The organism is Amycolatopsis mediterranei (assembly GCF_026017845.1).
In the GTDB taxonomy this organism is placed as follows: domain Bacteria; phylum Actinomycetota; class Actinomycetes; order Mycobacteriales; family Pseudonocardiaceae; genus Amycolatopsis; species Amycolatopsis mediterranei.
The window spans coordinates 2,485,430-2,500,282 of sequence record NZ_CP100416.1 but is presented as its reverse complement, the minus strand read 5'-3'; the positions used below and the strand labels follow the sequence as shown (position 1 = coordinate 2,500,282).

At 72.5% G+C, this 14,853-nt stretch carries 12 protein-coding genes; 2 read left to right on the top strand and 10 right to left on the bottom strand.

The annotated features are described in order from the left end of the window. Positions 1 to 10: 10 nt before the first annotated feature. The gene (eccB, locus tag ISP_RS11955) at positions 11 to 1,432 is read right to left on the bottom strand and encodes a type VII secretion protein EccB (RefSeq protein ID WP_013224123.1); all 1,422 of its coding nucleotides are present in this window, start codon (positions 1,430 to 1,432) and stop codon (positions 11 to 13) included. A gap of 141 nt (positions 1,433 to 1,573) precedes the next feature. On the opposite strand from eccB, the gene ISP_RS11950 reads away from it, so the two are divergent. After that, positions 1,574 to 2,614 (top strand): type VII secretion protein EccE, encoded by a 1,041-nt coding sequence (locus ISP_RS11950; protein ID WP_013224122.1) that lies wholly within the window; start codon positions 1,574 to 1,576, stop codon positions 2,612 to 2,614. Positions 2,615 to 2,687: 73 nt separating this feature from the next. Here the strand turns inward: ISP_RS11950 and xynC are convergent, their stop codons facing one another. From xynC to ISP_RS11915, 7 genes are all read right to left on the bottom strand, one after another. Then, the gene (gene xynC / locus ISP_RS11945; protein ID WP_013224121.1) at positions 2,688 to 3,956 is read right to left on the bottom strand and encodes a glucuronoarabinoxylan endo-1,4-beta-xylanase XynC; all 1,269 of its coding nucleotides are present in this window, start codon (positions 3,954 to 3,956) and stop codon (positions 2,688 to 2,690) included. 88 nt (positions 3,957 to 4,044) lie between these two features. After that, positions 4,045 to 5,415 (bottom strand): type VII secretion integral membrane protein EccD, encoded by a 1,371-nt coding sequence (gene eccD / locus ISP_RS11940; protein ID WP_013224120.1) that lies wholly within the window; start codon positions 5,413 to 5,415, stop codon positions 4,045 to 4,047. Continuing rightward, positions 5,415 to 5,735, bottom strand: a complete 321-nt coding sequence (locus tag ISP_RS11935) for a YbaB/EbfC family nucleoid-associated protein (RefSeq protein WP_013224119.1) — start codon at positions 5,733 to 5,735, stop codon at positions 5,415 to 5,417. The genes eccD and ISP_RS11935 overlap by 1 nt, the downstream gene beginning before the upstream one ends. Continuing rightward, positions 5,732 to 6,202 carry a DEAD/DEAH box helicase family protein gene (locus ISP_RS11930; RefSeq protein WP_014466790.1) on the bottom strand — a complete coding sequence of 157 codons (471 nt, stop codon included), beginning with the start codon at positions 6,200 to 6,202 and terminating at the stop codon, positions 5,732 to 5,734. Before ISP_RS11930 ends, ISP_RS11935 begins: the two co-directional genes overlap by 4 nt. Beyond that, on the bottom strand, positions 6,202 to 7,563 hold the full coding sequence (locus tag ISP_RS11925; protein ID WP_013224117.1) for a WXG100 family type VII secretion target: 1,362 nt from the start codon (positions 7,561 to 7,563) through the stop codon (positions 6,202 to 6,204). Before ISP_RS11925 ends, ISP_RS11930 begins: the two co-directional genes overlap by 1 nt. Before the next feature lie 3 nt (positions 7,564 to 7,566). Beyond that, entirely contained in the window at positions 7,567 to 8,646 is a 1,080-nt protein-coding gene (locus tag ISP_RS11920; protein WP_013224116.1) for a WXG100 family type VII secretion target, read from the bottom strand. Between the two features lie 25 nt (positions 8,647 to 8,671). Further along, complete coding sequence (locus tag ISP_RS11915; protein WP_013224115.1) at positions 8,672 to 9,442, bottom strand: WXG100 family type VII secretion target; 771 nt, start codon at positions 9,440 to 9,442, stop codon at positions 8,672 to 8,674. Between the two features lie 142 nt (positions 9,443 to 9,584). On the opposite strand from ISP_RS11915, the gene ISP_RS11910 reads away from it, so the two are divergent. After that, positions 9,585 to 13,511, top strand: a complete 3,927-nt coding sequence (locus ISP_RS11910) for a type VII secretion protein EccC (RefSeq protein WP_013224114.1) — start codon at positions 9,585 to 9,587, stop codon at positions 13,509 to 13,511. Between the two features lie 61 nt (positions 13,512 to 13,572). Here the strand turns inward: ISP_RS11910 and ISP_RS11905 are convergent, their stop codons facing one another. Together ISP_RS11905 and ISP_RS11900 are read right to left on the bottom strand one after the other, a co-directional pair. Then, the gene (locus ISP_RS11905) at positions 13,573 to 13,815 is read right to left on the bottom strand and encodes a hypothetical protein (RefSeq protein WP_014466789.1); all 243 of its coding nucleotides are present in this window, start codon (positions 13,813 to 13,815) and stop codon (positions 13,573 to 13,575) included. Continuing rightward, positions 13,812 to 14,744, bottom strand: a complete 933-nt coding sequence (locus tag ISP_RS11900; protein ID WP_013224113.1) for a hypothetical protein — start codon at positions 14,742 to 14,744, stop codon at positions 13,812 to 13,814. The genes ISP_RS11905 and ISP_RS11900 overlap by 4 nt, the downstream gene beginning before the upstream one ends. Between the last annotated feature and the right edge of the window lie 109 nt (positions 14,745 to 14,853).

Below are 14,853 nucleotides of genomic sequence, written 5' to 3'. Positions count from 1 at the left end.
TGCACGACTTTCACCCCGTTCCACCCGACGGAGCCGGCCGTCCGGCCGTGGCCGGGTCCAGCGCGGGGCCCGTCGGCACCAATGCCAGCAAACTACCTGCGATCGGCGGCTTGGCGACGCTTCCGTAGCCGAGCGAGGCCAGGGACTGCGCGTTCACCACCGGGTACTTCCGGCCCGTGTCGGTCACCAGGTACGCGGTGGCCGAACCGGCTTCGACGACGACGGCTCCTCCCGAGGGAGGCACGAACACCTCGTCCGCCACCCTTGCTTCGGTCCGGGTGGCGACCTGGATGGCTTTGGCGCCAACGGGAAGCGGGAATTCGGCCGAAACGAGCAACCGGCTGCCCTGAACGCACAGCGCCACGGCGTTGCCGGTGATCGGCGCCTTGCCGGGGATGCGGTCGGGGTAGGCGGCCGGGTCGGCCCCGCCGGCGCGCGGCGCGGCGACCTTCGCGACCGCGGCGACGTCGGCCGCGCGGACCTCCACCGGCGCGGGCGGCCCGGAGTAGGCGGCGGCGTTGGCCTCCGTCGTCACCAGCAGGCTCGCCTCGGTCTGCCCGACCGGCTCGAGGCCCTCGCGGCGGACCAGGTAGTACGACGTGGCGGTGCCGGGCGCGGCCATCGCGTCGACGACAGCGAGGACTTCGCCGACGCGGGTGCCGCGGCCGCCCACCGCCGGCCCGGGGTTGCCGGCGCCGGCGACCGGCAGCGCGGTCAGGTCCCGGCCGGCCGGGACGGTGTCGAGCCACCGCGAGGACACCGCGATCGTCGGGTAGCTGTCGAACTGCAGCGCGGTCGCGGCCTCGTCGCTCAGCCGGTGGCGCCGTCCCCCGGCCAGCAGGAAGCGCTCCCCCTTCGGCAGCCGCACGATCACGCCCTGGTCGCGCGGCAGCTCGACACCGGACGCGGGCGCGGCCAGCAGGACGGCGGTGCGCGGCTCGGCCGACGCGGGCGCGTCCTGGGTGGTCCGGCTGCAGCTCGTCCAAGGCGTGTTGACGAGCGCGCCCGGCGCCGGCAGCGAGTCGGGCGCGCCGGGGATGCCGATCTGGGCGCCGCGGCCCGCCTTGCCGAGGTTCTCCGGCGACACGGACACGGTCGCGTCGCCGTTGCCGCCGGCCAGCAGCCGCGCCGAGGCGTAGTTGAGCACCGGGTGCAGGACGCCGTCGGCGCCGAGCACGAACCGCGCGCCGGTGCCCTCCTCGACGATCACCTTGCCGCCGGCCAGCCAGTCCTTGCCGCCGGAGGGGTTCAGCAGGCCGATGATGCCGAAGACGGCGGTGACCAGGAGGGCGGCCACGACCCCCAGCACGGTGCCGAGCACGAGCCGGCGGCTGGGCGAGACGGGGTGGTTGGCGTCGGCGGCGACGAGCGCGGAGACGAGCCGGCGGCGGAGGAACTGGTACGCCTGGATCTGGTCCCGCTGCGTCCACACGCTGCTGTGCCCCCGGCTGTGTCCGTCGACCCTCCGAGTGCCCGATGCTAAGCACCGGGCCGGGCGGCGGCGAGGGTAATTTTTACGCCCACGCGGTATCTGGGGAGGCAGTAGCGTCGAGGGCCGGGGAAAGGGGAACCCGTGTCCGTCGATACCGCTGTCCGCCCGGCACCGTCCCGGCCCGCGGCCGCACCGCTGCCGTGGCTGCTGCCGATCCGGCCGCTGCAGGCGGCGCTGTGGGAACTCGCCGCGATCGCCGTCCTGCTCGCGTGGCTGGTCGACGGCGTCACGCACCCGGTTCGGCTGGTGGTCAGCATCGGCGCGGGCTTGGCCGTGCTGCTGACGTCGGTGCGCTTCGCGGGCCGGCACGCGGCGGGCTGGGCACTGACCTGGACGGCGTTCCGGTTGCGCCGCCACGACACCCGCCGCGACAGCCCGGACCCGCTGTTGCGCGTGGCGGGGCCGGTGAAGGTCCGCCAGCACGTCGACCGCGCGGGCAACCGCTTCGGTGTCGCGGAGATCGACGGCGGGTGGAGCGCACTGGTCCGCTTGACGCCGGACCCCGGCACACCGGGGCCGCTGGTCGAGGCCCTGCGCTCGGCGTACCGGCGGGCGGACATCCCGCTGGCGTCGGCCCAGCTGCTGACCTGGGCGATCCCGCACGGCGACCAGGTGCTGCGGGTGCGCTGGCTGGCGGTGCGCTACCGGCCGGACCTGGCCCCGATCGCCGCGCTGGCCCGCGGCGGGGGTGATCTCGGGGCGCTGCGGAGCACGGCCTCGGCGGCGTTGAGCTTGATGGGTGCGCTGGCCGAAGCCGGGTACCAGAGCACGGTGCTGGAGGCCGGGGAACTCGCGAAGGAGCTGCGGGTGGCCTTGGGGGTCCAGGGCCCGGCTTCGGGGGCGCCCGACCGGTGGAAGTCGTGGGTGTGGGGCGATTCCACGCAGATGTGCTTCACCCCGCGTTCGCCGCGTCCGGTGGACTTTTCGGTGCCGGGCGCGGCTTTCACGGCGACGTCGTACACGCTGACCCGGACCGCGGGCGGCAAGGAAAAAGCGGAAGTGACGATCCGCGTGGGTGTGCGGCCGGGTGCTCCGGTTCCCGTGCCGCCCTCGGCGGTCCCGCTGCACGGACGGCACGGCGCCGGGGTGCGGCGGACCCTCCCCCTCGCGCTGGACTCCTGAATGCAGTGAATGACTCATTCCTTGCATCCGACGACAGGAATGAGTCATTCACTGCGTCGCTGCGGCACCCAGCTCAATTGACCACGAACGTCCGGATGCTGCGGGCCGGCAGCTGAGCGTTGAACGCGCCGTTCGAAATGGTGACATCCGTGGAGCGCGCGAGGTTCGCGCTCGCGTTCGTCAGCCAGGTCTGGGCGGTCGAGGAACCGGTGTCCCGGAGGGTGAACGCGAGGTCGGCCGCCGAGGTGTTCTTGTTGATCGCGACGACGACGATCCGGGCTCCGCTCTTGAACGCCGAGACGTAGACGTTCGCCTGCGGGTTCGCGGTCGCGGTGATCCGCGAAAAGCCGGGGCGGACCCACTTCGAGAAGTGCGCCATGCAGGCGCCGCGCTTGCTGATCTGGCCGTCCTCGCGCATCGGACCGTACGAGCGGCGGATGTACCACCAGACGTAGGTCTGGAACCGGCCGTCCACCAGCGCGCGGTGGATGTGCTCGCCGACGTCGAGCGCCTGCGGCCACAGGTCGGCCGAGTCGGTGCTGTTGGGGTAGTAGACCTCGGTCATCCACAGCTCTTTGCCGCCGCCCTTCTGCTGGAAGAGCGGGTAGGGCAGGTCCGCGAACGAGGTGCCGTAGAGGTGCGTGCCGATGATGTCCACGTTCGCCAGCGCGGTGGCATCGTTGAGAATCGGATCGGAAAGGTTCTTGCGGTACTGGAACGACTCGGGCGCGATGACCCGGGTGCTGATCGTGCCGGCGTTCTCGCGCAGGAACTTGACGATCTCGCTCGCGGTCCACGCCGTCCATTGCTGCGCGTAGTCCGGCTCGTTCTGCACCGAAATCCCGTACAGGTTCACGCCGTTGTTCGCCATGAACGCGGTGAAGTCGTTCAGGTGCTGGGCATAGGTGCCGTAGGCGTTGTACCGCAGCCGCTTGCCGCCGGAGAAACTTTCAGTCATCGAGGCGGGCGGGTTCCACGGCGAGGCGATGACCTTGGCCCCGAGCTCACTCGCCCGCCGGGCCGTGGCCACCTCGCGGCTCCAGTTGTTGCGGTCCTCGTGGACGGGGATGCGCAGCACGGTGAAGCCCAGCTGGCCGGTGCCGTTGCCGAACGCCGTCTCGCGCTGGGCGGCGGTGAGATCGCTGATCCAGACGGTGTGGTTCATCCCGCCGAAGCCCAGGATCGTCTGCTGCACGTTCGACGGCTCGACGACCACCGCGGTGGCCGCCGCGGCCGGTGTCCCGACCGCCAATACCGGCAGTGCGGCGCTCGCCGCCAGCACCGTCCGCCGGTTCAGCAGCGGGGAACCCGCGATCTCGGACTGGTTTCGACGTGGTGTCATGACATCTCCTGAAGTCGGCCGCGGACGCGAAGACAACAGGCTGGGAGCGCTCCCAAAGATCAGTATTAACAGTGTCCGCGGGTCACCGTCAACCCCGGACGGCTTGGTACACCCCCGCGATCATCGCCACCATCGGCACCAGCGACAACAGCACCAAGAACTCCGTCACGTCCAAAAGCCGCGACCAGTACGGCGAACGCAGCCCCCGCGCCACCCGCGTCGCGTACACCAGGCAGACCACCGCCGCCAGCACCACCGCGCACCCGGCCGCGAACACCGCCGTGCGGTGGCCCGAGGCCACCAGCCACACCCCCGCGCACACCAGCGTCGGGACGCCGAAGCCGACCAACACCAGGCGCTGCGCCCGGCCCGCGTACGACCGCGACCGCAGAATCCAAGCCAGGCCCAGCAAACCGGCCAAGCCCGCTTCCCACGGCCCGCCCGACGACAGCACGACGGAAGCCGCCAGCACCACCAGTCCGAGCGCCACCAGCAATCCCGTCAGCACCCCCTGGGCGCGGGAGGTCCGGCCGATCATCTCGGTGCCGAGCGACGGTTGCTCGTCCGCGCGGAACGCCGCCATGTCGTCCGGGACGCGCGGCAGCGGCAGCCGGGCCAGGCGCAACGCCAGCATCGGCGCCACCGCCGCGAGGGCCGTGCCCAGCACCGCGACCACCGCGGCCGCCGACAGCGGTGAGACGCCCGCCAGCAGCACCACGCCGGTGGTCAACGCGCCGAAGCCCGCCGCGCCGGTGATCGCCACGAACCACGGCAGGCGGTCGGCCACCGAGACCGCCGCCAGCACGCCGTACACCGTCACCGCCGCGAACCCCGCCGCCAGGGGGCCCGCCGACAGCGAGAACAGCGGATGCGGTGGCAGCACGGACATCCCCGCGAGCAGCGCGACACCGACGCCGGCCAGCGACCCGGCCGCACCCGCCTCGGCGTCGCCGTACGCGCGGCTCAACGCGCCACCGCCGAGCAGCAGCACCAGGGCCAGCAGCCCCGTTCCGATCGGGGCCAGGACACTGCCGGACGCCGCCGCCTGCACCAGCAAGCCGCCCGCCAGCAGCAGGACCACCGCAGCCACCAGTCCGGACCGCCGCGCGACCGAGGGGCTCCAGCTTCCGGACGACTCGGCGACGCTGGCGATCGAGTCGACGACGTCGTCGAACAGCAGCGGACCCCGCGGGCGCTCCCGCGGGGTCAGGTGCAGCACTTCGCCGTCGCGGATCTGGGCGGCGGCCACGCTCAGGCCCAACGCCAGTGGCGCGCCGCCCAACCGGGACAGCACCCAGCCCGGGTGCTCGGCCGACGCCTGTCCGGACGCTCCGGCGAGCCGGACCAGCTGCGGGACCAGCTCGGCGAACGTCGACTGCTGCGGCAGGGCGACGTCGACCCGGGCTCGCGGCGTGACCACCGTGACCCGCCGAGTCGTGCCGGTCAGAGAGGCCGTCATCACACGTCTTTCGCGGCCGCGATCACCGGGGCGAACTTCGCGGAACTGGCTTCGGCGAGCTTCTGCAGCCCGGCGTTCACCGCCTCCAGCACGATCTCCGACAAGTTGCGGGCGTCGTACTCGCGGATGGCGCGGGGGTCGATGTCGATCGAGGTGAACCGGCCGTCGCCGCGGAGGGTGACGGTGACCTCGTTCTGCCGCGAGTGCGCCTTGATCTCCATCGCCTCGACCGTGCGCTGGATCCGCTGGACCTCTTCGGTCTGCTTGCGCACCTGCGCCAGCAGCTCGTCCATGTCCGGCACCGCGTACGGATCGGTCACTGTGCTTTCCCTTCGTGCTGGCGGACGTGGACGCTGGCCACGAACCGCTGGAAACCGGGTGAGAGCGCGCGGGCGGTCGCGGGCGCGGCCGTGCAGGCGAGCTCGAGCACCAGGCGGTCTTCCGGGGTGGCCCCGGGGACCGTCAGGTGCACCTGGGTCTGGATCAGCTCGGTGCCTTCGCCGGTGCGCAGGCGCAGCAGCTGCATGACGGCGGGCGCGGCCGGGTCGCCGACGTCGCGGCGGCTCAGCACCTCGAGCCCGGCCAGCGTGCGCGAAAGCCGTTCGACGGCCTCGGCGGCGATGGCGTCGATCGACGCCTCGTCCGGCCGCTGCTGCACGCTGACCGTGATGTTCGGCGTGAACTCCTCGCCCGGCACCGGGTGCACGGCGACGAACACCGCGCCGGAGTCGCCCGGGTCGACGGCGGTCCAGCCGTCCGGGATGACGAAGTCGAGCGGAAGGGTCATCACAGCCCCACGTAGGAAACGGCGTCGTCCCAAGCGGAGCCCACCGCTTCGGCGGCGTCGTGAGCCGTGTGGCTGACGGCGTCGACCGCCGCGCCGCCGTACTCGCCGATCGTGTGGCCGAGCTTCGGCAGGTCGATGTCGATCTTCGCGCCGACGCCCAGGCCGAGGCCGAGCGCCGCACCCGCCTTGAAGTTGACCTTGAGGTGCCCGGCGTCGTAGACGGCTTGGGCGTCGAGCTGCGCGCCGAGGCCGTACTGCAGGGTGCCGTTCGCGCCGACGCCGATGCCCGCGACGTCCGCGGCGACCTCGCCCTCGACCTTCCCGCCGACAAAGGCTCCTGTGTGCGCGCCGACACCGTGCGCGCCGATCGTGCCGGACGCGCTGACCTCGCCGCCGGCGAACACCGTGCCCTTGGCGTGGGCTTCGGCGACACCCCACTCCTTCTTGAGCTCGGCCTCGCCGTGCAGCGCCGCGAGTTCCGCGTGCCCGGACGCGCCCGCGTCCCAGCCCTTCGACGTGATCTTCCCGTCGTACTCGGGGGAAAGGCCGTCCTGTTCGTGCTGGAACTTGTAGTAGGTGATCTCGGTGTTGCGGCCGATCTTGTCCTTCAGCGCCTCGGCTTCGGGCTGCCCGAACGGCGTGTCCGCCTTCTTCGGCGCGCGGGTGCCTTCGAGGCCGTCCCAGGTGAGCTTCTTCCAGCCGGAGTTGCCGAACCACGACGGCACGGTCCGCGGCCGCTTCCGGCCGTCGAGGGGCTCGCCGTTGAGCCAGTGCAGCGGCCCGCGGGCCCACTTGCCGAGCTCGTGCTCGAGCCGTCCGACGCCTTCGGGCGGGAACAGCTCGGCGAGCGCGTCGGAGAACTCGTCGACGACCTGGCGGGCCGCGGCGACGCTCTGTTCGCCGAGCTGCCGGGCGGCCTGGATGAAGGCGCCGACCGAAGCGGAGTTCACCGCGCGGGCCTGCGCGGTCAGCTGGGCGGCGTACTGGTCGAACTGCGCGAGCACCGCATCGACGGCGGCTTCCGCGGACTGCACGAGCCGGGCCGCGGTCCCGAGCCGCTTCGCCTGGTCGTCGAGCTTCGTGGCCGCCTCGGTGAGCTCTTCGCCGAGCTTCCCGGCGGCCGTCGCGAACGCCGTGTAGGCGTCACCGTCCCAGTCCGCGTGCAGCGTCTTCGCGGACTCGTCGATCTCGCGCGCCTTGCCCGAAACCGTCGAAGCCTGCGTTGCCACCCGCTGCGAAGCGGCGCTCAGCGCCCCGGGATCCCCGGTGACGCGCCGGCGGCATTCGACGAGCACGCGCCGGTACCCGGACAGCACCGAGCTGACCACCCCGGACGCGTCGACGACCCCCGAGCCCGCCACCGGTCAGTTCCCGGCCGCGTCGTAGCCGACGTGCTGGCTGAAGTGCTTGCCGTTGTAGTCCAGCGCGATGTCGAGGTCGAAGTCCTGCCCGCCCGGAGCCTCCACAGTGGACTCGCCGGTGGCGAGGTTGGTGTGGATGACGACTTCGTCGGCGTGCCCGGCCGCCGGGGCGGGCACCACGGGCGCGGGGGCCGGCTGGGTGACCGGTGCGGGCTGGGCCGGCACGGTCGCGCCGTTCTGCGCCGGGTCGACGGCGATCCAGCTGTTGGCCGGGTTCAGCGGGGTGCCGTTGCCGGTCACCGCCGTCCCGTTGCCGGTGCTGGAACCGCCGCCGGTGGCGAGCGCGGGCGGGGTGTAGTCGGTGAACGAAGGCTGCTGCGGGATCCCCTCACCGCCGCGGGTGGGATTTCCTGATGACGCAGCCTGCTGCCCCGACGGGCTCGCCACCGGCGGCGGGGTCTGCGGCGCGGTGACCGGGGTGTTCCCGATCGACGGCGTCGTGGCGCCCGAACTGCCGGAACCGTGGTGGAAGAGCTTCTCGATCTCGCCGATGACCTGCGCGAGCGTGGTGACCTGCTGGGCGAGCTCCACCGCGCCGAGCGCCTTGAGCAGCGCGCCGATCGCGGTGATGAACGCCCGCAGCGACGCGCTCGTCGCGGTCGACAAAGCGACCGCGGCCCCGTAGGTCCACCAGTTCGACATCAGCGCGGCGACCGTCGGGTTCACCGCGGCGACCACCGCGCGGTAGGCCTCCTGCGCGGTCTTGATCAGCGTGCCGGAGACGCCGAGGAGCTCGGCGCCCTTCTGCACGACGTTGATGATCTTCGTCAGCTGGTCGAGGGAGTCGCTGATCTTCTTCAGCGCCGACTCGCTGGCCGCCCCCGACCAGATCTTGCCCAGCTGGTCGGCGGCCTTCGTCAGCTCGTTGTACATGCCGAGGAACTGCTCGGCCTTGCGGACCAGGTCCGCCACGTGCTTGGCGATCTGCTCCGGCTGGCCGGTGACGATCTGCGGCAGGATGGTGATCGGCCCGCCCGAAGACGCGGTCGCGTCCATCGCGCTGGAGTTCGGGAAAGTCAGCATCGATCCTCACAAAGGTTCAAGGAGTTCAGACGACGGAGGCGGGCCGGTAGACGCTGACCTTCGCCAGCCCGCCGGTGCGGGCGTCGAGCAGCCCGTGGTTGTAGAGGCGGCCGCCGTCGCCGGCGACACCGATGACCGGCTGGCGGTCGGAGAACAGCAACGGCTCCACGACCACGACGTCGCCGCTGTGCACGCCGCCGGGCACGTCGGAGAACGTGCGCGCGGTGCCCGCGTAGACCTCGATCAGCCCGATGCGCGCCTGGTTGTCGGCGTCACCGGCGAGCCAGTCGTTGAAGTCGGCGACCCCGTGGAAGCGCGTGTCGGTGATCGGGTGGTCGCCGAGCCGGCCCAGCCGCGCGTCCCCCAGGTAGCGCAGCACGTTCCCGACCGACGACGGCTCGCCGTGGGCGCCCGCGCTGTCGTTGATGGCCAGCGTGGCGAGCTCGGAAGCGTGCGAGCTGCCCCAGATCGACGACCCGGTGCTCGTCGAGGCGTGCCCGCCGCCGTAGCCGGAAGCGACGTCCCGGTCGGCCGCCTGGTAGGCGTCGGCGCTGGCCTTGACGAGCCCGTTGACCTGCTGCAGCAGCTGAAGCAGCGTGCGGACGGCGGTGATCTGGCCGGAGTGCAGGGCCGCGTTCGCGGCGGCGACCGCGCTGCCGAACGTCGCGAACGACATCGGCTGCACGACGAGCCGTTCGAGGTCGGCCACGGCGTTGATGCCGTGGGCGATGATGCCCCCGACGTTGCCCACGGCGGAGCGCATCGCCTCGGGCTCAGCCCGGTACTCGCCGGCCATGGGTCTCCTTCCGGGGGGTGTGCTCGGCTGAGCGTAGGTTCGGCCCCGGAAGCGGGCGGACGGCAAAAGTACCCACCGCGGCGTGGCGGCGAGTGGCCAAAATACCGGTCAGACCGCCCCCGAACTGGAGCAGCCTGTCCTGATGAGCCTGCCGTCCGACCGACCGAGCGAAATCGTGCTGCAGTCCCCGCCGATGCTCCCCAAGAGCTCGTCGGGCGGGATGGTGCAGCTGATGATGTTCCTGCCGATGATGCTCGGCATGGGCGCGATGTCGTTCGTCTACATCGGACGCGACGGCGGCGTGATGACCTACGTCTTCGGCGCGCTGTTCCTCTGCGCCATGGGCGGCATGGTGGTGATGTCGCTCGGCCGCGGCGGGATGGCGAAGAAGGCGCAGATCAACGACGAACGCCGGGACTACCAGCGGTACCTGTCCGGGCTGCGTGCCCAGGTCCGCGACATCGCCGACGGCCAGCGCGCGGCCATGATCGCCGTCCAGCCCGACCCGGCCGACCTGTGGGCCTACGTCGAAACCGGGAAGCTGTGGGACCGGCGGCGCACCGAGCCGCAGTTCGCGCAGGTGCGCGCGGGCACCGGGCCGCAACGGCTCGCGACGCCGTTGAAGGCGCCGCAGACCGTGCCGCTGGAGGACCTCGATCCGGTGTCCTCGACCAGCCTCAAGCACTTCATCCGCACCTACTCGACGGTGGACGGCCTGCCGGTCGCGCTGTCGCTGCGGTCGTTCGCCGCGGTCACCGTGGCCGGGCGGCGGCCCGACGTGCTCGGCCTGGTGCGGGCGCTGCTGTGCCAGCTCGTCACCTTCCACTCCCCCGCGGACCTGCGGATCGCCCTCTGCGTGTCACCGGACCGGCAGCACGACTGGGAGTGGGCGAAGTGGCTGCCGCACGCGACCGCGGCCGGCGCGGCCGACGCCGTCGGCTCACGGCGGCTGGCCGACGGCACCGCGGCCGGGCTGGCCGAGCTGCTGGGCGCCGACCTGGGGGAACGCCCCGCGTTCAGCCGGCGCGCGGCGGCCGAGCTCGACCTGCCGCACCTCGTGGTCCTCGTCGACGGCGGCAACGCCCACGGTGAGCCCCGGCTGATCGGCCAGGACGGCCGGCTCGGCGTCACGGTGATCGAAGTCGGGCAGGAGCAGCCGCGGGCGTCGTCGACCGAGCGGCTGCTGAGCCTGCACACCGCACCGGAGTCCCTGGGCATGGTCGTCGGCGAAGGCGGCGAGCAGCGGCTGGGCTTCCTCGGCCGTCCGGACGTCCTCGACCGCGGCGCCGCCGAAGCCCTCGCCCGGATGCTGACGCCGTTGCACACGGCCGCCGCGGTCGTCGGCGACAAACCGATGTCGGCGACGTTCGGGCTGGCCGGGCTGCTCGGCATCGGCGACCCGCGCGACACCGACACCGCCGTCACCTGGGCCCCGCGCGCGGCCCGCGACCGGCTGCGGATCCCGCTGGGCGTCAACCCGGAAGGCCGTCCGGTCGAGCTGGACCTCAAGGAGTCGGCGGAAGGCGGGATGGGCCCGCACGGCCTGGTCATCGGCGCGACCGGGTCCGGCAAGAGCGAGCTGCTGCGGACGCTGGTGACGGCGCTGGCGGTGATGCATTCGTCGGAGACGCTCAACCTGGCGCTCATCGACTTCAAGGGCGGCGCGACCTTCGCCGGGATGACCGGGCTGCCGCACACGTGCGCCGTCATCACGAACCTCTCCGACGACCTCGCGCTGGTCGACCGCATGGCCGACGCGCTCAACGGCGAGCTGCTGCGGCGGCAGGAACTGCTGCACGCGGCCGGGAACTACGCGTCGGTGCGCGACTACGAGAAGGCCCGCGCGGACGGCGCGCCACTCGACCCGCTGCCGTCGCTGCTGGTGATCATCGACGAGTTCAGCGAGCTGCTGTCCTCCCGCCCGGAGTTCATCGACCTGTTCGTCGCGATCGGCCGGCTCGGGCGCTCGCTCGGCATCCACCTGCTGCTGGCCTCACAGCGGCTGGAAGAAGGACGGCTGCGCGGGCTCGACTCCCACCTGTCGTACCGGATCGGGTTGCGGACGTTTTCCGCGGCGGAAAGCCGGGCCGTGCTGGGCGTCGCGGACGCCTACCACCTGCCGCCGGTGCCGGGGTCGGCGTACCTGAAGTCCGACACCGAAACGCTGATCCGGCTCAAGGCGGCCTACGTCTCCGGCGAGCTGCCGCCGCGGAGCACGGTCGTGCGCGAGGACGGCCAAGAGCTCGGCGTGCTGCCGTTTTCCCTGGCCCCGGTGGAAATCCCGGTGACGACCGAGGTCTCTCCGGCGCCGGCCGCCGAGGGCACCGGCGAGACGATCATCGGCGCGATGCTGTCGCGCCTGGAGGGCCGCGGCCCGGCCGCGCACCAGATCTGGCTGCCGCCGCTGACCGAACCGCCCACGCTGGACCAGCTGCTGCCGCCGCTGGGCGAGGACGCCGCGCGCGGCCTGTGTCCGCTGGGCTGGGGCGGCAACGGGAAGCTCACGATCCCGGTGGCGCTGGTGGACAAGCCGTTCGAGCAGCGCCGCGACCTGCTGTGGGCGGACTTCTCCGGCGCGGCCGGGCACGCACTGATCGTCGGGGCGCCCCAAAGCGGCAAGTCGACGCTGATGAAGGACATCGCGGGCATGCTGGCGCTGACGCACACACCGGCCGAGGTGCAGCTGTTCGTGCTGGACATGGGCGGCGGCGCATTGGCTCCGATCGCCGGGCTGCCGCACGTGTCCGGGTACGCGACCCGCCGCGACGCGCAGCGCTGCCGCCGGGTCGTCGCCGAGCTGACGACGTTGCTCGAGCAGCGCGAGGAGTTCTTCGCCGCGCAGAGGATCGAGTCGATGGCGGCGTTCCGCGCCCGCCGATCGGAGTTCACCGAAAGCACCGACGACCGCGAGTTCGGTGACGTGTTCCTGTTCGTGGACAACTGGACGACGATCCGCCAGGAGTACGAGCAGCTGGAGGAGCAGATCACCGGGCTGGCCGCGCGCGGGCTCGGCTTCGGCATCCACGTGATCGTCTCGCTCAACCAGTGGATCGGCGTCCGCGCCCAGCTGCGCGACGCGATCGGCACGCGCTTCGAACTGCGCCTGGGCGACCCGATGGACTCCTCGATCGACCGCAAGGTGGCGGCCAACGTCCCCGCCGACCGCCCGGGCCGCGGCATCACCGCGGAGAAGCTCCACTTCCTGGCGGCGTTGCCGCGCATCGACAGCGACCAGCGCCCGGAGACGGTCGGCGCGGGCGGCGTCGACCTGGTGCGCCGGATTTCGGACGCGTGGCAGGGACCCCGCGCCCCGCGGGTCCGGCTGCTGCCGCCGGAAGTGCCGCTGGACACGCTGCCCGCGGCCCCGGGCAAGCAGGTGACGCTGGGTATCGCGGAATCGACGTTGCGCCCGGTGTACCTGGACTTCGCCGCGGACCCGCACTTCATGGCCTTCGGCGATGTGGAGTCCGGAAAGAGCTCGCTGCTGCGCGCCATCGCTTCGGGGATCACGTCGGCGTACACCCCGGAGGAAGCGGCGATCATCGTGGCGGACTACCGGCGCGGCCTGCTCGGCGCGGTGGCCGAGCCGCACCTGCTGGGGTACGCCGGAGCCGAGGGCAAGCTGACGGACCTGATCGGCGAGTGCGCCCAGGCGATGCGGAACCGGCTGCCCGGGCCGTCGGTGACGCCCGAGCAGCTGCGGAACCGGTCGTGGTGGCGCGGGCCGGAGCTGTTCGTGCTGGTGGACGACTACGAGCTGGTGGCGACGGTGGGGCGCAACCCGTTGCAGCCGCTGCTGGAGTTCCTGCCGCAGGCCCGCGACATCGGCCTGCACCTGGTGATCGTCCGCGGGTCCGGCGGCGCCGGGCGGGCGTTGTTCGAGCCGGTGCTGCAGCGGCTGCGGGAACTGGGCACGCCGGGGTTGATCATGTCGGGGACGAAGGACGAAGGCGCGTTGCTCGCGGACGTGAAGCCGTCACCGCAGCCACCGGGACGCGGAACGCTGGTGTCCCGGCGGCACGGGACGGGCCTGGTCCAGGTGGCGTGGACGAAACCGGCGGAGTCCTAGTTGCGCTGATCTGTGCGGCGAACCCTGAAGCCTTCCTCACACCAGGACATCCGATCACGTGTCACCGCGATCGCCACCTCCCGGGGCAATACACCGGCACGGCACCGGAGAGGTCCGGCGGCGCGAGCAGGACCGGATCGGCGCCGACCAGCTCCGGGGTCGGCCGCTCGTCCGGCGGCAGCTTCACCGGAGCCGTCCCGTGGCGGTGCCCGAGCGAGCGCCCACGAACCGCCCGCCGGCCGAGCAGCGTGCGGTCCACTCCGGACAGTGCGACGACGGGAGCGGGCCCGGGCGGACGGCTCATCCCACGGACCCGGTCATCTCGGCGGCGAAGTGGTAGTAGCAGACCACCCGGTGCTTGCCCTCGGCCCAGCTCGTCGACGTCGGCGTCATGACCTGGACGCGGACGCCGGGCACCGGGCGAGCGCCGGCTTCGCACCGGGCCAGGGTGGTCCGGTAGAGCTCGAGGATGTCGGGCATCGGGCCCTCGCCCAGCGGGATGACCTCGAACGCCTGGCCGGTGTGCTGCGCGGTGCACGACGTCCGGACCACGTCGGCCTCACCCGAGGCCGCCGGGGCCCAGAAGCATTCGCCCGCCGCGAGGTCGAGCCCGTGCGCCCCGTCCTCGGGCAGCCGTCCGTGGCCGGCCTGCTGCTGCCACCACGCCGTCCCGGTGCTGATCCGGTAGGCGAGCACGCCCATCCAGCCCGTGAAGGCGACCAGGCCGCAGACGACGAGCACGAGCCCCCGCTGCCGCTGCTTCCGGATCCGGGAGATCGCGACGGCGCCGAAGACCGGCGCGAGCAGGCCGCCGAGCAGCCCGGAGACGAGCGTGGCGATCGCGTAGCCGCTCACCGGCCGGCGGCGCAGCTCGGTGCGCATCAGCTCGTCGAAGAGCTCGGGGACCTCGACGTCCCGGCCGAGCTCGCCGTCGTGGTAGGTGACCCGCCAGTCGGAGCCGACCTCGGCTCGCACCGCCTCCGCCAGCCGGCGACCCCGGGCGACGAACGCCTGCTCCGCCGCCGCGGACCCGAACCCGGAAGACCGCGGATCAGCGCGGTTCAGGGTCGCGGTGTAGTCGTCGGCCCAGCGGTTCAGCTCACGCACCAGCGCGGGACTCAACCCGAGGACCGGGTCGGCCGGGTCGAGGTTCCCGCTCTCCCCCGGCCCGGACACCCACAGGGCCCAGCAGTCGTAGTCCGCCAGCACCCTGAGGGTCTTCTTCGCCGTCATCCCGCCCCCACTCCCACGCGGGCAGGCTAACGGAGATCCCCGCACGTCCGCGCCACCTTTTCGAGCTCGCCGGAAGGCGACGCGGGCCGCGCGGGTTACCGACTTCGGT